We start from the raw sequence: 16767 nt of genomic DNA, 5'->3' as shown, positions 1-16767 counted from the left end.
AGGTGTTGGGTGTGGGAAAAAGGCAGGTGGGCGGGGCCGAGGCTGATGGTCTGGGCCATACCGACAGCCCACCGCCGACAGGCCATCTTCAATCCTTGAAGTACACCACCCGGCACGCCTTGCCCGCCGAGCGGAACTGGGCGGCGGCGGCGGCGGGCAGCACGGCGTCGGTGATGTAGTTGCTCTTGGGGGCGAACTTGGTGGCCTGAACCGCCTGCGCCTTGACGCGGGTCACGTTCTTGAAGTCGCCGATCTGGCCCTCGCTGGTGATGTAAGTCTGCAAGCTGCCCTCCTGCACCAGTTGGCTGCTGACCCCCTGGATTAGGGCCGCGTCGGGCCAGAGCTGGCCCCCGCCCTGCTCGAACACGAAGCTGGACTGGGCGCGCTGGAAAGTGGGGAACCCGCGCACGTCGACCACCACCGTGCAGTTCAGCAACCGGTCCTCGCTGCCGCCGGTGCCGCCGCCCCCACCGCCTGCGCGGGCGCTGACGCCGCCCTCCCCGCCTGTCCCGCCTGCGGGCGTACCGGCACTGCCACCCGCCGCCCCCGCGCGTGAGGCTGCTGGGGCCGTACCAGCGCCGCCCTGACCCGTTCCAGCCTGACCGGAGCCGGGCTGGCCCGCACCCGCACCGCGCCCGCCGGCAGGGGTGCCAGTGTCGGGGCTGCCGCCGGTGTCGCTGCCCTGACCCTCCGCCGATTCGCGGGCGGCTGCGGGTGCGCCAGGGGTGGCCCCGTTGCTGCCGGGCGTTCCGCGTGAGGGAGCGTCGGTGGCGCTTCCGGGCGTGGTGGTGGCACCTTCGCCCTGTGCTGGGCGGGCGGAAGCAGGGGCGCTCTCGGCATCGCCTGAATTTGCGTTGCCCGCCGCGCTGCTGGCCGCCGGAGCTGCCGCCGCTGGGGTCGCTGCCGGAGCCGGTGTCCGGCTGGGGGAGGCGGCGACTGGAGCACTCCCCCGAGCGTCCGCACCTGAGGCCGAACGCCCGGCATCTGTCTGCGCGGTGGGGGCCGTGGGAATGGGCGTCTGAGTGCGCCGCGCCGCCACCGGGGCGGACGGGTCGGCGCTGGGCGTTCCCGTTACCGCTCCGGCCCTTCCTGCCTCGGCGCGGGGGGCCACCGGCATGGGCGTCTCGCGCGCCGTGACGGGGGCCACTGGCGCGGTGGCCTGCGGCGCGCTGCTGGCCGTTGGGCGGGCCGGAATGGCGGCCACCGGCTCCGAACTGGCGCTGCGGCTGGGGGCGGCCTCGACAGGCGTGGCTGCTGCCGGACCTTCTGGGGCGGGCAGCGCCGCCGTTGGGGGGTCTGCAACCGAGGTTTCCGGGGCGCTGGCGGCGGGCGCGCTGGCCACAGGAGCCGATGGCGCGGCGTCCTCGCGGCGGGGCAGGGCGGTCACGGCCTCCGGTTGCGGCGCGGGCGCGGCAGGCGCGGCGCGAACGGGTTCGGCGGGCGCATTCGGGGCTGCCGCACGCGGCTGGGGTTCCACGCTGCCCACCTGCGGCGTCGTGACCCTCTCCGGGGCGATCTCGGGCGCGGGCTGGGGCGAGGGCGTGGTGGGGGCGGTGGCCGCCGTGCGCGCCGGGGCAGGCGTCGCGGGCGTCGGCTGGGTCACGGGCGTGCGGGCGGCAGGTGTGGGCTGGGGCTGCGGCGCGACTGCCGCTGCCGCTGGCTGTGTCGGTCTGGGCGTTGCAGCCGGGGCTTGCGCGGGTTTGGGCGTCGGCGCGGGCGCGGGCGCTTTGACTTGGGCGGCGGGCGGTGCGGGCTGCGGCTTGGGCGGAGCCACCGGAGTCGGGGTTGGCGCGGGAGGCGTCGGCCTCGCCCTGACCAGGGGCTTTGGTGTGGGGGCTGGCTCGGGCTGGGGAGCGGGCGCGGGCCTGGCTGCCGGTGGTGTCGGCTTCGGGGGCGTGACGGGCCTAACGGTCACTGGCTGGGGCGTGACCGGCCTGGGGACCAGCGGCGTCGGCGGCTTTGGAGTCGGCGGCTTTGGAGTCAGCGGGGCGGTGGCCTGCACGGGCAGCGGTGCGGGTGCGGGAGCCAGCGTCACGACCTCCAGCGGCGTTCGCAGCGGGTCCGGCGTGCTCTGGAGCGCCTCGGGCGCGGTGGGGCGCAGCAGCAGGGCCGAGAATATCGCCGCGTGCAGCCCGATGGTGGCGGCCAGCGCGCGGTAGCGTTCGAGGCCCTCGCGGGAGAAGCCCGACTCGGAACGTGGGGGCGGGGAAGTGGTCATCTCACTGGCTGGGCCTCGTTCCCAGTGCCAGGCGCTCGCCGCCCGCCTTCTTGATCACGTCCATCACGCGGACCACCGTGCCGTAGCTGCCGCGCTCGTCGGCCCGCAGGCCCACCACGCCGCCCGAGGGACCCAGCAGCGGCTTGAGCTGCCCGCCCAGCTTGGTCAGGGTGGTTGCCTTGCCGTTCAGAAACAGCCTCCCGGCGCGGTCCATGCTCACGATGGGCAGTGCGGGCGTTTCCTGCACGGTGGTGCTGGCGCGCGGCAGGTCCAGCGGCAAGGCGTTCTGGCGTGCGCCCAGGCTGCTGGTTAAAAAGAAAAAGATCAGCAGCAGCAGCACCACATCCACCATCGGCGCGAAATCGAAGGTCACGCCGTCGCCGCTGTCGCGCATCCGGCGGCGACCAGGGGCGCGGTTCATCGGGGCTTGCCCGCGCCGTCGCTGCTGTTGGCGGGGGCAGCCTTGGCCGGAGTGGTGGTGCGGAAGATGCCGGTGTTGTTCGGCCCCGTGCTGATGGTGCCCGCGTTGTCACGGGCCTCGTCGAAGTGAAAGGCCAGCACCGGAACCGGGCCGCCCTGCGGCTGCGTGCTGTGGAGCGGTGCGCCGCGTTCCTGGACCCGGTAGCCCTGCTCGCCACCGTCCTGCTCGCTGTACCGCTGCTCTCTGGTCATCTGAGTCTCGGGACGCTGGCGGGCCTCGGGGCGGGCCAGCCAGCCGGGCAGGTCCTCACGTACCCGTTCGGCGGTCACGGCAATACGGTCGGCGCGGGCGCGCAGCGCGTTGCGGGCCACATACGCAATGATCGCCACCACCAGCCCGCCCGCCGTATTCACCAGCGCCTCGCTGATGCCGGTGGCCAGTTGGGCGGGCGTGGGCGCAGCCGTGGAGCTGAACACCAGGAACGAGCGCACCATACCGATCACCGTGCCCAGCAGCCCCAGCAATGGCGCGATCTGCGCGGCGGTGCCCAGCGCGCTTAGACCCGCGTACAGGCGGGCGTCCTCGGCCAGCAGGGCGGACTGCATGGCGGCCCCGGCAGCGTTCACGCCCCGGTCCGCGCGGCCCAGCCCGGCGCGCAGCACATTGATGGCGGGCGCAGGATGGCCCGCACGGTCCACTTCCGCCAGCGCCGCCGCCGGGCCACTTTCCGCCGTCACCGCCCGCGCCCGCTCAATTAAAGCGTCGGCGTTGCGCCCCAGCCGCGACAGCGCCTGCGCCCGTGCCACGGCCAGATACACGACGTACAGGGAAAGGGCAATCAGAACCCACAGCAGTGGACCGGCAGCGCGCGCAAGATCAAGGACATTCATTGGCTACTCGTGTAGCACGTGCGCGCGTGACAAGCATGAAAACAGGACGCATCTGGCCCCTGCTGCCCGGCGGAGCGTGGGGATTGCCGCGCTGTCTCGCCGGACCTTGCCTGGACCATGTACCTGCGGTCTGCGTGGACTGGACACCCCGGCCCCACCGTCCGTCAATCCATACCAATGCACTCGACTTTGATCGCGTCAGCGGCTAAAATGGCAGGGTAAGTAGGAATCATTCTCAAGAAGCGGGCTGCCAGATGTGCCGAACATCGGCCCTGCCGTCCAAGAGAGAGTCCTGACAAGGAGCCAAGTATGACCCAGACCGAACAGCCACACCAGATCGAGATTCGCAACCTGCACGCCTCCGTAGGCGATCTGCCCATCCTGAAGGGCGTCGACCTGATCATCCCGCGCGGCGAGCTGCACGCCGTGATGGGACCGAACGGCAACGGCAAGAGCACCCTGGCAAAGGTCATGGTGGGCGATCCCGAATACACCGTCACCGACGGCGACATTCTGGTGGACGGCGTGAGCATCCTGGAAATGGAACCCGACGAGCGCGCCCGCATGGGTCTCTTCTTGGCCTTCCAGTACCCTGTCGAGATTCCTGGCGTCACCATCGCCAACTTTCTGCGCCTGGCCATGCAGGCCCGCAAAGAAGAGGGGGAAGAGGTCAGCTTCACCGAGTTCTACGGCAAGCTCCAGAGCGCCCTGAAGACCCTGGACTGGGACGAGAGCATCGTCGAGCGCTACCTGAACGCGGGCTTTTCTGGCGGCGAGAAGAAGCGCAACGAGATTCTGCAAATGCTGATGCTGGAACCCACCTACATCATCATGGACGAGACCGATTCGGGCCTGGACGTGGACGCCCTGAAAGTGGTTGCCAACGGCGTGAACTCCATGCGCGGCGAGAACCTCGGCGGATTGATCATCACCCACTACCAGCGCCTGCTGGATTACATCGTGCCGGATAGGGTTCACATTATCGTGGACGGCAAGGTCGTGCAGAGCGGCGGCCCCGAACTGGCCAAGAAGCTGGACAGCCAGGGGTACGACTGGGTCAAGGAACTGGCAACCGCCTGAGCGGTGCCCCAGGGTCAACGGTCTAAGGAAAGACCTGGACTCTGCGTTTTTACCCTTGGACCCTTTGACTTTTAGACCCTTAGACCCACCTCCGGAGGAGCAATCATGACCATCAATCCCGAAGTCAATGACATCAACGCCAGCTACGAGTACGGCTGGAGCAACCCCGAGAAGTACGCCGTCAAGGCCCCCAAGGGTCTGCGGCGCGACGTCGTCGAGATGATCTCCAAGGCCAAGGACGAGCCGCAGTGGATGCTGGATTTCCGCCTCAAGGCGCTGGATATCTTTAACAGCAAGCCCATGCCCGAGTGGGGCGCGGACCTGTCCGGCCTGAATCTGGACGAGATTTACTACTACATCAAGCCCGAAGGCTTTAACACCCGCTCCTGGGACGACGTGCCGGAAGACGTGAAGAACACCTTCGAGCGTCTGGGCATTCCCGAAGCCGAGCGTGCCGCCCTTGCTGGCGTGGGCGCGCAGTACGAGTCGGAAATGGTGTACCACAACCTCAAAGAGGAGTGGGAAAAGCTGGGTGTGGTCTTTCTGAGCATCGAGGACGGCCTCAAGGAGTACCCGGAGTTGTTCCGCGAGCACTTCGCCACCATCGTGCCGCCCGAGGACAACAAGTTCGCGGCCATCAACAGCGCGGTCTGGAGCGGCGGGAGCTTTGTGTACGTTCCCAAGGGCGTCAAGGTGGACATCCCTCTCCAGACGTACTTCCGCATCAACGCCGAGAGCAGCGGCCAGTTCGAGCGCACCCTGATCATCATCGATGAAGGCGCGCAGGCCCATTACATCGAGGGCTGCACCGCCCCGTCGTACAGCAGCGACTCCTTCCACTCCGGCGTCATTGAGATCGTGGTCAAGGAAGGCGCACGCTTTCGCTACAGCACCATCCAGAACTGGAGCCACAATGTCTACAACCTGGTCACCCAGCGCGCCGCCGTGTACGGCAACGGCGTGATGGAATGGGTGGACGGCAACCTGGGCAGCAAGGTGACCATGAAGTACCCCGCCTGCTACCTGCTGGAAGACGGCGCACGCGGCGAGGTCCTGTCCATCGCAATGGCCGGACGCGGGCAGCACCAGGACGCCGGGGCCAAGATCGTCCACTTTGCGCCCCACACCAGCGGTTCGATTGTCTCCAAGTCGATCAGCAAGGATTCGGGCCGCAGCAGCTACCGGGGTCTGGTCAAGATCTATGAGGGCGCAAAATACGCCAAGACCAACGTGGAATGCGACGCCCTGCTGCTGGATGAGGAAGCCCGCACCGACACCTACCCCTACATTGAGGTTGAGGAAAAGACCGCCCGCGTGGGCCACGAAGCCACCGTGTCCAAGATCAACGACGACCAGATCATGTACCTGCAAAGCCGTGGGCTGAGCAAGGACCAGGCCGCCGGACTGATCGTGCGCGGCTTTATCGAGCCGATTGCCAAGGAACTGCCGCTTGAGTACGCGGTGGAACTGAACAGGCTGATTGAGCTGGAGATGGAAGGCAGCGTCGGCTGAGGTAATGAGAAGTTTGCCAGCCAGTTTGCGTAAAAAATGGGACGATTTTATAGGCCCTGAAGCAAGTGGGGTTGACAATATTATGACGGTAGGATGCGGATTGATTGGTGGTGTCCTTGCACCTGTATTGGTCAAGCGTCAAAGGCAGGCCAGCTCAGGTGCTGCACTCGTGGCCTCCGCCTTAGCAATGGATTTGTGGGGCGGGGCGTGGGTGAACAACACGCTGGCATGTGGGCGCTGGTATGAACGCTCAGGTCAGACCAACGCCAACCATTATCAATTTGCGCTTCTCCACCTCCACCCTTTTATGTTCGCATGGCTTGATCGCCGCTCAAGACGGAGATTGTCTTGGTGGGTATGGGCAGGAATCCAATACGCATATCTGCTTGGGGCCACTGTACTAATTCGTCGGAACCCCCCGATCAGACGCAATGGTGGCGTAGCTCTTACGGTTGGCGGCATACTGCTTGACCAAATACTCGAACCGTCAAAATCAGCCCCCTGGTTTGCTTTCATCTATTATCCCAAGTTGTTGATGGGCCATGCAGCCTCATCGTTGTGGTCAGACGAACAACTGAATTCGGCGCATGGAATGTCGGAGAACCCTTGATCTCCCTCACCGTTCCCCATTACACCTGGGTCTCTGTCTGCGATGACTGGAGGCTTAGGCTGGGGCAACCCCTCCGCCCCTTCGGGACACCTCCCCTTAGAAGGGAGGCAAGGTGATTGCCGGGTGGCACAGTCTTCTGCGCTTCTTGGCTCCCCTTGAGGGGAGCTGGCCGCGTAGCGGACTGAGGGGTTAACCCTGCCAAAGCACAGGCACCAGGCCAGGAATAAGAGCGGGACGGCGGCTGAATTTCTGGTGATCTCGGACGGGAGTGCATGGGCAGATAGCAAGGAGGTTTAGAGGATGAATACATCCGAACAGAAAGACCACCATCAGTATCTGACCGACGCTCAGGGGAAGAAAGTGGCTGTTCTTCTGCCTATTGAGGAGTACGAGCAGCTTCTTGAGGACCTTTATGACGGACGGGCCGTTCGGGAGCGCCGTGGAGAACCCACCATCTCGCTTGAGGAGATGAAAAGCAGGCTTGGACACAGCGAGTGACATTTGCTGTCCTCTTCGCTTCCTGCGTGGAGAAGGAGTTGCGGAGCGTTCCTGAAGAGACTTAGGACCGTGTGTTTTCTCGCCTCGCTCGGCTTGCGAAGGAGTCATTCGCATCCGGGACCATCAAGCTTTAGGGCGAAGATGCTTACCGGGTGCGAGTTGGGGAATATCGGATAGTGTTTGACGTTGATGCCCAGCAAAAAACCGTCACAATTTTGAAAATCGGCCACCGCAGCGATATATACCGTTAGGCGGAGAGAAGGTGCAGGGATGACGACACGTGAAGAAATCAAAGCGAAAATTGATGCCCTCAGCGACGCTTCTTTTGAGGAAGTTGTTAAGGTTATTGAGCGGCAGGCTTATGTCGAGCAGCAGATGGCCGCCCTCACTGCCTTCGCAGAAGACTGGACACCAGAGGAGCAGGCAGCGTGGGATGAGGGAACGAAGCGCCGCCCCTGGCGGACCACACCTGCTGAGGATGCATCCTGAATGCTGGCTCTGGATACCAACATCTTGATTGTGTTGCAAAAGCTGGAGCCGCAGGCCGTCCTGCACTACCAGTCAGCGCTGACCGATGATGTGGTGACCGTTCCCGCCGTTGTTCGTTATGAGGCCCGGCGCAGTTTGCTCAGCCTAGAGTATTCACGCCGTCTCGCGCGGCTCGATATGCTGCTCTCAGGGCATTCCATTCTGGATTTTGACCGAGAAGCCGCCGACATCGCCGCCCTGCTTCACCATCAACTCAGAGGAGCGGGTAGCTTACTTGACGACGCTGATCTGCTGATCGCGGCCACCGCTTTGCGTCATGGGGCCACCCTCGTCACCCGCAACACCAATCATTTTCAACGTATTCCCGGTCTGCAACTCGCGGACTGGTGACAGGAGGAACAATGACCCAACTCAGCGAACACCTCTCTACCCACACCGGCCCCGAATGGTTGACCGCCAAGCGCAGGGCCAGCTTTGACCTCTTTGACACCCTGGAAGTGCCGCACAGCGGTGTGGAAGCCTGGAAATACACCCAGGTCAACGTGGACTTCGGTAAGCTGAACCCGCACCCCAAGCGTGAAGTGGTGTCTGACATCTCCAAGCTGCCCGAAAGCGTGCAGAAGCGCCTGAAGGGAACCGACGTGGGCGCATTCTTGGTGATGGACGGCCCGGATGTGGTCTACCGCACCGAGTTGCCTGCCGAACTGACCGCCAGGGGCGTGATCTTCACCGATCTGAAGACGGCGGTGGAGCAGCACGCTGACAAGGTGCGGCAGTACCTTTACAGCGTGGTCCCGGCGGAAGTGCCGGACGACACCACCATCGCCGCCCCCGGCACCACCCCCAGCAAGTCCCCCGATCCCAGCGAGGGCAAATTCTCCGCGCTGGCCGCCGCCCTGTGGACTAATGGCGCGTTCGTGTACGTGCCGCGCGGCGTGGAAGTGGACCTGCCGCTAGGATCGTTCCGCGTGATGAGCGAGGCTGGAACCTTCACCGCGACCCGTACCCTGGTGGTGGCCGAGGAAAACGCCCAGATCACGTTCATCGACGAGCAGGACTCCGAGGAACTGCCCGGCACCTACGCCATTGGCGCGGTGGAACTGGTGGTCAAGGACGGCGCAAGATTGCGCTACGTGTCCATCCAGAACTGGGGCAAGGGCGTGACCCACATCCAGCGCCAGCGCGGTCAGGTGGGCAAGGACGCTGCCCTGAACAGCCTGGTGGTCACGATGGGCGGCACCCTCAGCCGCACGGAAATGCAGAGCCACCTGCTGGGCCAGGGGTCCAGCTCCGAGATGCTGGCGCTGTATTTTGCCAACGAGGACCAGCACTTTGACCACTACACCCTGCAACACCACGCCGCCGCCAACGCCTACAGCGACCTGCTGTACAAGGGCGTGGGCGACGATCAGGCCGTGGGCGTGTTCTCCGGCATGATCAAGGTGGACCTGGGCGCACAGAAAACTGACGCCTACCAGAAGCACCGCACGCTGATGCTGTCCAGCGAGGCCCGCAACTTCAGCGTGCCGCAACTGGAAATCAACGCCAACGACGTGCGGTGCAGCCACGGCAGCACCACCGGCCCAGTGGACGAGCAGCAACTGTTCTTCCTGCGCTCGCGCGGCATCCGGCAGGAACTGGCCGAGAAGATGCTGGTCACGGCCTTTCTGGAAGACGTGCTGACGCGTGTGCCGCTGAGGAGCGTCGTGGAGTACATCGAGGGCATCATCGCCGAGAAGGTGGGCGCAGCCTAAGTTCCGGCAATTCTTAAACAGGCGGTCTGTCCCGGTTGGGGCGGGCCGCCTCCGTGTTGGAAGGGTGGCAGGAGGCTGAGCGCCCTGTTCTCCTCGCCTCATCCCCGACGCGGCGCACTGGAGGCAAGAGCGATTGACAGGGCTTTTCGGCCATGAGTGCAGCCGCTCATCCCCCTGCCGCGTGGCCTGTGATAACGCTCGCCCTCGATACCCGGCCCAGAACTGGGTTCGGGTCAGCGTTTGTGAACCTGCGCTGGCTGGGGCCTAAGCTGGGTGAACCCTTCTTCCGCTTTGGGCGAGGAGGGGATCAGGACCAGCTTGAACGGTCAGGGGGGCGGGCTTCAGGCGGCGCTTCTAGGGTAGGGGCAAGGAGGCGCACCCGGTTCCATCTGCCAGGGGTGCAAGTCGTGTCCGCGTTGCATTCGCCCCGTTCCCCTCTCTTCCCCAGGAGAATCCAAATGACCTCTTCCCTCAAGACCCTGCGTACCCTGACCCTGAGCCTGTTGCTGGGCACATCCGCGCTGGCCCAGACCGATCCGGTGACGCCGCCCACCGAGCCGCCGTCCGCGCCGACTGATCCGGTGACGCCGCCTGTTGATCCCGCGCCCCCTACCGAGCCAATTCTGCCCACCGAGCCAGCCCCGCCCACTGAACCTGTACCACCCACGGAAGCTCCTCCTTCTGAACCTGTGCCAGTCGAGCTTGCGCCCGCCGAACCTGCGCCCACCCTGCCAGAGCCGACTGTGCCGCAGCGGCCCACCTCTGCGCCAGCCGGAGACTTCATCACGGCCACCAGCGTCAAGTTGCCTGCCGTGCAGGGTGAGAAAGTGCTGATGACCGTTCCCACGGTGCTGGGCGAGGCCCTGATCTACCCGGCAGAGGCCCAGGACCTGCTGCCACGCACGCTGGAATTGCTGGCCGCCAGCGGCCTGACGGCGGCAGAAGGCCAGAGCGTAGACGGCAGCGCCGGGGAAATCAAACTGGAGGGCGGGGGTGAGGCGCTGACCCTGAGCGTCACCCAGGTGCTGGGGCTGAATGTGGTGTCGCTGGGCCGCAACATCCAGGCGCAGCGAGAGCTGGAAGGGGGGAACGTGTCCCCCACTGCGCCCACTGAGGCCCCCGTGACTGAGCCAGCGCCCACCGAAGCGCCGCCGACGGAACCGACTCCTACTGAGCCTGTACCGGAAGAACCTGCGCCAGCAGATCCAGTGCCGCCCACCGAGCCGCCACCCGCCGATCCAGGTACGTCGCCTGCGCCGCCTCAGCAGCCCTGATAGCACACTGTTCAGACAGATCATTTGAATGGGGCTGGCCTCTGGACGGGGGCCAGCCCCATTCGCCGTTTCCGGCATTCCTGTTGATGGTTTGAGGCTGATGCTGCCGCATTGGTTTACCCCCGGTCAGCGCGCCGGGCAGGTCATGGAATTGGCCCGGGGCAGCGCAGAATAAGTGGATGCTGCGTCTCACCCCGGACCTTACCCCCGCAATTGCCGCCCTGCTCAGCCGGGCCATGTTCCCCAATCCAGTCCGCGTGGCCCGCACGTTAGAGGCATACCGGACGGAGAGGGACCGTTCACTCTTCGTCTGGGGAGTGGACGGGCAAACCGTCAGCGCAGCGGGTGTGTGCGTCAATGGGCCGACGGCTGAGGTCCTGCACATCGGCACACACCCGGACGTAGGAGGCAGAGGCTACGGGCGTGAGCTTCTCCACGCCACCGCTGCACATCTGAACCTGTCGCAATTGACGGCAGAAACCGACGAAGATTCGGTGGACTTTTACCGCCGGAGCGGGTTTGAGGTCATGGAAGCTCCAGCCAGAGGCAGACGCCGCCGCTACCTCTGCACCCTCATTTTGGAGGTGTGATTCCAAAGGCGGTCCAAGCTGCTCGTAGATCGGGGTGCGGGATCAGCAACCGGGCCTCTGGGGACGCCATCCAGTCCAGAAACCAGCGTGCGCCCGCCTCCAGCCCGCCGTCCACTGCGCTCAGAAGCCTGGCGTAATACGGAGGAATGCCGCCCTGATCCCATTCCAGCTTGTCCGCCAGAAAAATGACCATGTCCAGCGGCGTCGGCTGGGCATGCAGGGTCGTGTGAAAGCGGATGGCCTGCAAGATGGTTTCATCCTTGATTCCGTACAGCTCACGGGCCACTACGACGCTGAGCTTGGCGTGGAGCAGCATGGGTACACGGCGCTCCTCATCCACGACAGGCAGATTCAGGCTTTGACACAGCGCAGTGATTTTAGACCAGGCGACGATCCCGCCCAGATCATGGAGCAGGGCCGCTGTCCGTGCCGCCTGCGGATCAACACCGGACCAGCGGGCCAGCGTCACGGCAGCGTGCGCCATACGCGGGACGTGCTCGCGGGTCTTTTCCCGGCCATGCGCGGCGAACAGGGCGTCCACATCTGCCGCCAGATCACCCGACGGTGGGAAATCGCGCCTTAAGCTGCTCCGCCAGCCGACGCCACGTGCATCCATTATTTCGCCCTGAGTTTCTTGCGCTCCTGCACGGCCAGCTCGTCCACCCGCTCATTCTCACCGTGTCCGGCGTGCCCCTTGACCCACACGAAGGTCAGGGCGTGTGTTCTGGCCTGCCCGATCAGCGTTTCCCAGAGGTCCTGATTCTTGACCGGCTCCCTGCTGGCCGTCTTCCAGCCGTTGCGCTGCCAGTTCAGAATCCAGCCGTCGGTGAACGCCTTGCGCAGGTACTGGCTGTCGGTGATCACACGCACCTGGCAGGGCCGTTTGAGGCTTTGCAACCCTTCCAGCAGGCCGCGCAGCTCCATGCGGTTGTTGGTGGTGCCCTCCTCATGGCCGCTCAGGACCAGCTCATGCTCCCCGGTGCGCAGGATGCAGGCCCAGCCGCCGTGCCCGGCCATCGTGTCGCATGCGCCGTCGCTAAACAAGTCCACCGTGTTTCCGGCAATGGGCGTTTCAGGTTGGATGCCCGCCTTCAGCGGCAGCAGATCGCGCGCCCTGTCCTGCACTTTGCGGGCGGCAGTCTTTGGGAAAGAGGCGGATTTAGAGCTTCGGGGGCGCGTCACGCCCGGAACTGTAGGCAGGCGGGCCGCGTACTGTCAAGCATGAGCCGCACCGCCCTCGCCATTCCCGAAGCTGACCGCACCCCGGCGGTCCTGACCCACCTGTCGCCGCTGGCAGGCTTTCTGCTTCCCACGCTGGGCAATGTGCTGGGGCCGCTGGTGGCGTGGCTGGCGTTGCGGGACCGCAGCCCCGCGCTGGATCAGCAGGGCAAGGAGGCGCTGAACTTTCAACTGAGCATGTGGCTGTACGGCCTGGTGGTCGGCGTGCTGGCCTTGATCCTGTTCAGCCTCGGCCTCGTCGGCGGGGCGCTGGGCACGGCGGCAGGATCGCAGGATTTTGGGGCCTTCGCGTTTCTGGGCACCTTCGCGGCCTTCTTCGTGTTCTTCGTGCCGCTGCTGTTGCTGCTGAGCATCGTGCCGTTCATCTTCATGATCGTGGCGGTGGTGCGGGTCAGCGCCGGGCAGCCGTACCACTACCCGCTGAGCATCCGCTTCGTGCGCTGACCCCCAGAGCCTGCGGGATGGGTTTATGCTGTCTCCCATGCGAATCATGGCTGTGTTTGCCCACCCCGACGACGAGATTGGTTGCGCTGGAACCCTGGCAAAGCACGCGGCGAGGGGTGACGAGATCATGCTGGTCTGGACCACGCTGGGCGAACTCGCCAGCCAGTTTGGTGACACCTCGCATCAGGAAGTTACCCGTATCCGGCGCGAACATGGGGCCTGGGTGGCCGAGAAAATCGGCGCGCAGTACCACTTCTTCGACATGGGCGACAGCCGCATGACCGGACACCGCGACGAGGCATTGCAACTCGCGAAGCTGTACGCTGGCTTTCGCCCCAACGCCGTCATCACCTGGAGCGACGATCACCCGCACCCGGACCACCGCATGACCGCCAAGATCGCCTTCGACGCGGTCACGCTGGCCCGCATCCCCAAGATCGTCAACGAGCAGGGCGGCGGTCAGCCCATGCCCCCCGCCCCCGATCTGAGCGGCGACGACGCGGTGGAGAGCGGCGAGGATGTGCGCCGCCTGGAAGCGTGGCGCGATCCGGTCCGCTTTTACCAGTACTTCGCTCCGGCCAGTCCCTACCCCGAAGTCTTCGTGGATATTGGGGACACGCTGGACACCGCCGCCGCCATCGCCTCGTACTACCGTGACTTCTACAAGTGGCAGTGGACCGATGAACTGTTCCGCGAGGGCCGCGCGGGAGCCGGGCGACTGGCCGGGGTCAAGCACGCCGAGCGCTTCAACCTGCGCGCCAGCCACCTGCGCGCGAGGGACTTTCTGGACTGAGCGGGCTGGACTAAGCGGGCTGGACTGGGCGGGCCTACAGGCGAGAACCGGGGTCAGCCTCCCAGCGCCGCCAGCACATCCTCCGGCATCCGGGCGGGGCGGTACTGCTTGTCGGTGGTGATGTGGCGACTCTCGCCGGTCGCCAGCAGCTCGTCGCCGCGCCGGACCTGGTAGGTAAAGGTCACGGTGCGGCTGCGGATGGCCGAGATGTAGGTGGTCACGGTCAGTTCGTCGTCGTAGCGGGCGGCGCGGCGGTATTCCACGTTCAGGCCCGAGAGCATCAGGTAATAGCCGCGAGATTCGATCTCGGTGTATGGCAGGCCCAGCTCACGCATCAGGTCACTGCGGCCCACCTCGAACCACACCGGGTAGGTGGCGTGGTGGACGACGCCCATCATGTCGGTCTCGGCGTAACGCACCCGCAGTGTGGTCTGCACGCCCGTCACAGCAGGTTGTCCTCCGCCGAGCGGAATTCCAGCGTGGGCGTGCGGCGCATGCGGACCTGCTGCGCGACCTGACGTTGCAGGTGGCCGCGCGCGCGCTCCAGGGCCTCCAGCAAGTCGGGCAGATCGGCCCCCAGCGAACTGACATACACCCGCGCCAGACTGAAATCGGAGGTCAGGGTCACGCGCTCGACGGTCACGATCAGCGGCACGCGCGGATCGCGCAGGCCAGAGATCGCCTCGCTCAGCACGCGCGTGATCTGGGACTGTACCTGCTCGGGCTTCATGCCCGCAACCGGGAGAGGGGGGAGGAGAAACAGGTCATCCCGCTATGGTAGGGCAGAAAGCGGCGGGGTGACCGTGAACGCCGACGCAAGGCGGTCCAGGACCTGTGCCAGAGGTAGGGTCCTGCCGTCTGACCGCTCGACCTGCTGACGGCTAGACTGCCCCGCCCCGCGCCTCAGCGGATGTACCGCCGCCCGGTGTACCCGGTGAACACGCCGATGCCGTAGCTGACCTTGCGGACGCTGTCCAGCACAGGCTTGCCGTTCCAGGCCAGGCCGGTGGAGCTGCCGCCGTCCAGCAGCAGGGCGTCCTGAATCCCCAGGCGGGACAGCACCTTGGCCATCTCGGTGGTGGTCAGGCGCGACCGGGTGCTGACCATCACCAGATCGCGGTTGCTGATCAGGCCGATGGCGCTTCTCGCAGCGCGGCCAAACAGCGCCGGATCGCGGAAGGCGTTGCTGTACTGGCGCTGCACCCGGCCCCCGGCCAGAATGCGCGGCCCGGTGGCGATGACGGTTTCCATGCCCTGCCACGCGCTGTCCAGTGGAAGCCGCAGCAGACCGGTGGTGCTGGGGCGAATGGCGGCGCGGTTGTCCGGGGTGATGGCCAGCGCCTGCGGAATGCGGCCCCAGGTCAACATGCGCCCCTGCGTCACGATGTCCCCGGCGGGGGCAAAGCTGTGCGGGTGAAAGTACGAACCGTTAATAATGGCCTGCGCGTCGCTGATGCGGGCGAGCTGTCCCACCCGCGCGCCGGAACCGAAATTCAGGCCGCCGCCGGGCAGCACCGGGGCCACCAGCACGTTGCGGTGACGCAGGTCCACATTGACGATCTGCACCGAAATATCCAGGGGCCGGAGCTGCTTGTAGCTCGCCGCGCGGCCCAGCGGTCTGGGCGGAATGGGCACCGGAACGTGCGACGGCACCAGCAGCTTGATGCCCGGCACGATGTACCGGTAACTGCCCAGATTGTTCAGTCGGCGCAGTTTGTCCACGCTGATGCGGTAGCGCCGGGCGATGACGGCGGGCGTCTCCGTGCGCTTCATGTAGACGTAGGTGAACAGCGTCCGCACCTCGGTGGTGGGCCGGGGAGCGGGGGCTGCGCTGCGCGCTGGAATCCTGAGGCGCTGCCCCGGCGTGATCAGCGTGCCGCTCAGCTTGTTGGCCGCCTGAAGTGCGCCGACGCTGACGCCGTACCGGGCAGCGATCTTGCTGAGAAAGTCGCCGCGCTGAACGGTGTGGGTCACCTCGGCAGGTGCGCGGGCAGGCGCGGCGGGGCTGGCCGCCACCTTGCCCAGCCTCAGCACCTGCCCTGGCCGGATGGTGTCGCCCCTCAGGCCGTTGGCCGCCTTGAGCTGCGCCACGCTGAGGCCCGCGCGGGTGGCGATCTTGAAAAGGGTGTCGCCGGACCGCACCGTGACCGTGCTGGACGCCGCGTGTGCCAGACCGATCAGCAGCAAAAAGATGAAGCAAAGACAACGGGAAGACATAGGCGTTCCAGATGAACACAGCGGCGTGGCGAGCGGATGAGCCGAGCTGATCGAGTTCAGGGGGACCGGGGGGGGATGGCGGCTCTCGTGGTTGAGCGGACCTCGATGATGTAAGCACCGCGCCAGTGGCCCTTCAGGTGACCATCCGGATATCCGCCTTAAAGTAAGGGTTCAGCGTTTGTCGCCCAGCGGAACTCTTTACCCCCCCAGTGTCTAAAATTCCCGGCGCGGCCTCAGGTGCCTGGAGTGCTGCCCGGCAGGACTGCCACCCTCCCGATCATGTAGGCCACGCCATACAGGAACAGGGTGGCGACGGGTAGAAATTTAAGACCCTTGCGGTGTTCGATCATGCGGCCCCGCACCAGCACCTCGATCACGTACAGGCTGATCAGCGCGAAGGCCGAATACATCCAGTGTTCCAGATCACGGCTGGGATCGTAGGGCAGGCCGTACTTGGTCAGCCCGCCGCCCACATTGACTGCGCTGGGCACCTTTGCGCCGCCCAGGGCCAGGATCACGCCGGTCGCCACCGGAATCAGGGTCAGTACCCAGACGATCCGCAGCCACACCGTGAACGAATTGCTCACCATGCCCTTGATCGCTGGGGCGATGCTCCACAGCAGCAAAATCAGCGTGGACAGGGCGTAAGGGGTGGGAAACAGCAGGGCCAGCGAGGAGCCGAACTGGTAGCCGTGAATGGCGCGGAGCAGATCCATAGGCACAGAGGGTAGCGCGGCG

General features: G+C 65.5%; 21 protein-coding genes and 1 pseudogene. 13 read left to right on the top strand and 9 right to left on the bottom strand.

Annotated features, from left to right (window positions below; genetic code table 11):
• Positions 1-88: 88 nt before the first annotated feature.
• Positions 89-1204, bottom strand: a complete 1116-nt coding sequence (locus Q322_RS20670; RefSeq protein WP_162176593.1) for a hypothetical protein — start codon at positions 1202-1204, stop codon at positions 89-91.
• Between Q322_RS20670 and Q322_RS23135 the strand changes: the two genes are divergently transcribed.
• Positions 1134-2159, top strand: coding sequence for a hypothetical protein (locus Q322_RS23135; protein ID WP_162176592.1), 1026 nt, complete (start codon positions 1134-1136; stop codon positions 2157-2159). The genes Q322_RS20670 and Q322_RS23135 overlap by 71 nt on opposite strands.
• Before the next feature lie 60 nt (positions 2160-2219).
• Here Q322_RS23135 and Q322_RS0105645 read toward each other — a convergent pair whose 3' ends face one another.
• Together Q322_RS0105645 and Q322_RS0105640 are read right to left on the bottom strand one after the other, a co-directional pair.
• Complete coding sequence (locus Q322_RS0105645; RefSeq protein WP_029476767.1) at positions 2220-2639, bottom strand: ExbD/TolR family protein; 420 nt, start codon at positions 2637-2639, stop codon at positions 2220-2222.
• Between the two features lie 272 nt (positions 2640-2911).
• Positions 2912-3529 (bottom strand): annotated as a pseudogene (locus Q322_RS0105640) (MotA/TolQ/ExbB proton channel family protein); the annotation flags it as partial.
• 309 nt (positions 3530-3838) lie between these two features.
• On the opposite strand from Q322_RS0105640, the gene sufC reads away from it, so the two are divergent.
• The 10 genes from sufC to Q322_RS0105600 all read left to right on the top strand — a co-directional run bounded on the left by sufC (position 3839) and on the right by Q322_RS0105600 (position 11336).
• Entirely contained in the window at positions 3839-4609 is a 771-nt protein-coding gene (gene sufC, locus Q322_RS0105635; protein WP_029476763.1) for a Fe-S cluster assembly ATPase SufC, read from the top strand.
• Between the two features lie 105 nt (positions 4610-4714).
• The gene (sufB, locus tag Q322_RS0105630; RefSeq protein WP_029476762.1) at positions 4715-6121 is read left to right on the top strand and encodes a Fe-S cluster assembly protein SufB; all 1407 of its coding nucleotides are present in this window, start codon (positions 4715-4717) and stop codon (positions 6119-6121) included.
• A 4-nt stretch (positions 6122-6125) separates the two neighbouring features.
• A complete protein-coding gene (locus Q322_RS23130; RefSeq protein ID WP_156952902.1) occupies positions 6126-6731 on the top strand; it encodes a hypothetical protein in 606 nt (201 codons plus the stop codon).
• A 300-nt stretch (positions 6732-7031) separates the two neighbouring features.
• The gene (locus Q322_RS0105625) at positions 7032-7229 is read left to right on the top strand and encodes a hypothetical protein (RefSeq protein ID WP_029476759.1); all 198 of its coding nucleotides are present in this window, start codon (positions 7032-7034) and stop codon (positions 7227-7229) included.
• A 152-nt stretch (positions 7230-7381) separates the two neighbouring features.
• Positions 7382-7480 carry a type II toxin-antitoxin system RelE family toxin gene (locus Q322_RS24945; RefSeq protein ID WP_084147823.1) on the top strand — a complete coding sequence of 33 codons (99 nt, stop codon included), beginning with the start codon at positions 7382-7384 and terminating at the stop codon, positions 7478-7480.
• Positions 7481-7499: 19 nt separating this feature from the next.
• On the top strand, positions 7500-7718 hold the full coding sequence (locus tag Q322_RS0105620; RefSeq protein ID WP_029476756.1) for a hypothetical protein: 219 nt from the start codon (positions 7500-7502) through the stop codon (positions 7716-7718).
• The gene (locus Q322_RS0105615; protein WP_029476755.1) at positions 7719-8108 is read left to right on the top strand and encodes a PIN domain-containing protein; all 390 of its coding nucleotides are present in this window, start codon (positions 7719-7721) and stop codon (positions 8106-8108) included.
• 11 nt (positions 8109-8119) lie between these two features.
• Positions 8120-9472, top strand: a complete 1353-nt coding sequence (gene sufD, locus Q322_RS0105610) for a Fe-S cluster assembly protein SufD (RefSeq protein WP_029476754.1) — start codon at positions 8120-8122, stop codon at positions 9470-9472.
• Positions 9473-9930: 458 nt separating this feature from the next.
• Complete coding sequence (locus tag Q322_RS20660; RefSeq protein WP_034417730.1) at positions 9931-10746, top strand: hypothetical protein; 816 nt, start codon at positions 9931-9933, stop codon at positions 10744-10746.
• Between the two features lie 179 nt (positions 10747-10925).
• Positions 10926-11336: a GNAT family N-acetyltransferase gene (locus Q322_RS0105600; protein WP_029476752.1), complete on the top strand. Its 411-nt coding sequence runs from the start codon at positions 10926-10928 to the stop codon at positions 11334-11336.
• On the opposite strand, the gene yqeK is transcribed toward Q322_RS0105600, so the two are convergent.
• Positions 11320-11952: a bis(5'-nucleosyl)-tetraphosphatase (symmetrical) YqeK gene (gene yqeK, locus Q322_RS22280; RefSeq protein WP_029476749.1), complete on the bottom strand. Its 633-nt coding sequence runs from the start codon at positions 11950-11952 to the stop codon at positions 11320-11322. The genes Q322_RS0105600 and yqeK overlap by 17 nt on opposite strands.
• Positions 11952-12461, bottom strand: a complete 510-nt coding sequence (gene rnhA / locus Q322_RS0105590; protein ID WP_034417728.1) for a ribonuclease HI — start codon at positions 12459-12461, stop codon at positions 11952-11954. The genes yqeK and rnhA overlap by 1 nt, the downstream gene beginning before the upstream one ends.
• Before the next feature lie 96 nt (positions 12462-12557).
• Here rnhA and Q322_RS0105585 point away from each other — a divergent pair, with 96 nt between their 5' ends.
• Positions 12558-13019, top strand: a complete 462-nt coding sequence (locus Q322_RS0105585; protein WP_029476745.1) for a DUF4870 domain-containing protein — start codon at positions 12558-12560, stop codon at positions 13017-13019.
• Between the two features lie 37 nt (positions 13020-13056).
• Positions 13057-13812 carry a PIG-L deacetylase family protein gene (locus tag Q322_RS0105580; RefSeq protein ID WP_029476744.1) on the top strand — a complete coding sequence of 252 codons (756 nt, stop codon included), beginning with the start codon at positions 13057-13059 and terminating at the stop codon, positions 13810-13812.
• 53 nt (positions 13813-13865) lie between these two features.
• Here Q322_RS0105580 and Q322_RS0105575 read toward each other — a convergent pair whose 3' ends face one another.
• The 4 genes from Q322_RS0105575 to Q322_RS0105560 form a co-directional block, all read right to left on the bottom strand.
• Complete coding sequence (locus tag Q322_RS0105575) at positions 13866-14258, bottom strand: acyl-CoA thioesterase (protein ID WP_029476743.1); 393 nt, start codon at positions 14256-14258, stop codon at positions 13866-13868.
• On the bottom strand, positions 14255-14542 hold the full coding sequence (rbfA, locus tag Q322_RS0105570; protein ID WP_029476742.1) for a 30S ribosome-binding factor RbfA: 288 nt from the start codon (positions 14540-14542) through the stop codon (positions 14255-14257). Before rbfA ends, Q322_RS0105575 begins: the two co-directional genes overlap by 4 nt.
• A 173-nt stretch (positions 14543-14715) precedes the next feature.
• Positions 14716-16029, bottom strand: coding sequence for a LysM peptidoglycan-binding domain-containing protein (locus Q322_RS0105565; RefSeq protein ID WP_029476741.1), 1314 nt, complete (start codon positions 16027-16029; stop codon positions 14716-14718).
• A 233-nt stretch (positions 16030-16262) separates the two neighbouring features.
• Positions 16263-16745, bottom strand: a complete 483-nt coding sequence (locus tag Q322_RS0105560; RefSeq protein WP_029476740.1) for a hypothetical protein — start codon at positions 16743-16745, stop codon at positions 16263-16265.
• Positions 16746-16767 lie beyond the last annotated feature (22 nt).

This window comes from Deinococcus frigens DSM 12807, assembly GCF_000701425.1.
GTDB lineage: Bacteria > Deinococcota > Deinococci > Deinococcales > Deinococcaceae > Deinococcus > Deinococcus frigens.
This window is presented reverse-complemented; position numbering and strand designations above follow the sequence as displayed.

Excerpts from the sequence above, each read along its gene's own strand:
- Q322_RS0105645 (WP_029476767.1), bottom strand. The coding sequence starts at position 2,639 with ATGAACCGCGCCCCTGGTCGCCGCCGGATGCGCGACAGCGGCGACGGC.
- sufC (WP_029476763.1), top strand. The coding sequence starts at position 3,839 with ATGACCCAGACCGAACAGCCACACCAGATCGAGATTCGCAACCTGCAC.
- sufB (WP_029476762.1), top strand. The coding sequence starts at position 4,715 with ATGACCATCAATCCCGAAGTCAATGACATCAACGCCAGCTACGAGTAC.
- Q322_RS23130 (WP_156952902.1), top strand. The coding sequence starts at position 6,126 with ATGAGAAGTTTGCCAGCCAGTTTGCGTAAAAAATGGGACGATTTTATA.
- Q322_RS0105625 (WP_029476759.1), top strand. The coding sequence starts at position 7,032 with ATGAATACATCCGAACAGAAAGACCACCATCAGTATCTGACCGACGCT.
- Q322_RS0105620 (WP_029476756.1), top strand. The coding sequence starts at position 7,500 with ATGACGACACGTGAAGAAATCAAAGCGAAAATTGATGCCCTCAGCGAC.
- Q322_RS0105615 (WP_029476755.1), top strand. The coding sequence starts at position 7,719 with ATGCTGGCTCTGGATACCAACATCTTGATTGTGTTGCAAAAGCTGGAG.
- sufD (WP_029476754.1), top strand. The coding sequence starts at position 8,120 with ATGACCCAACTCAGCGAACACCTCTCTACCCACACCGGCCCCGAATGG.
- Q322_RS20660 (WP_034417730.1), top strand. The coding sequence starts at position 9,931 with ATGACCTCTTCCCTCAAGACCCTGCGTACCCTGACCCTGAGCCTGTTG.
- Q322_RS0105600 (WP_029476752.1), top strand. The coding sequence starts at position 10,926 with ATGCTGCGTCTCACCCCGGACCTTACCCCCGCAATTGCCGCCCTGCTC.
- yqeK (WP_029476749.1), bottom strand. The coding sequence starts at position 11,952 with ATGGATGCACGTGGCGTCGGCTGGCGGAGCAGCTTAAGGCGCGATTTC.
- Q322_RS0105585 (WP_029476745.1), top strand. The coding sequence starts at position 12,558 with ATGAGCCGCACCGCCCTCGCCATTCCCGAAGCTGACCGCACCCCGGCG.
- Q322_RS0105580 (WP_029476744.1), top strand. The coding sequence starts at position 13,057 with ATGCGAATCATGGCTGTGTTTGCCCACCCCGACGACGAGATTGGTTGC.
- rbfA (WP_029476742.1), bottom strand. The coding sequence starts at position 14,542 with ATGAAGCCCGAGCAGGTACAGTCCCAGATCACGCGCGTGCTGAGCGAG.
- Q322_RS0105565 (WP_029476741.1), bottom strand. The coding sequence starts at position 16,029 with ATGTCTTCCCGTTGTCTTTGCTTCATCTTTTTGCTGCTGATCGGTCTG.
- Q322_RS0105560 (WP_029476740.1), bottom strand. The coding sequence starts at position 16,745 with ATGGATCTGCTCCGCGCCATTCACGGCTACCAGTTCGGCTCCTCGCTG.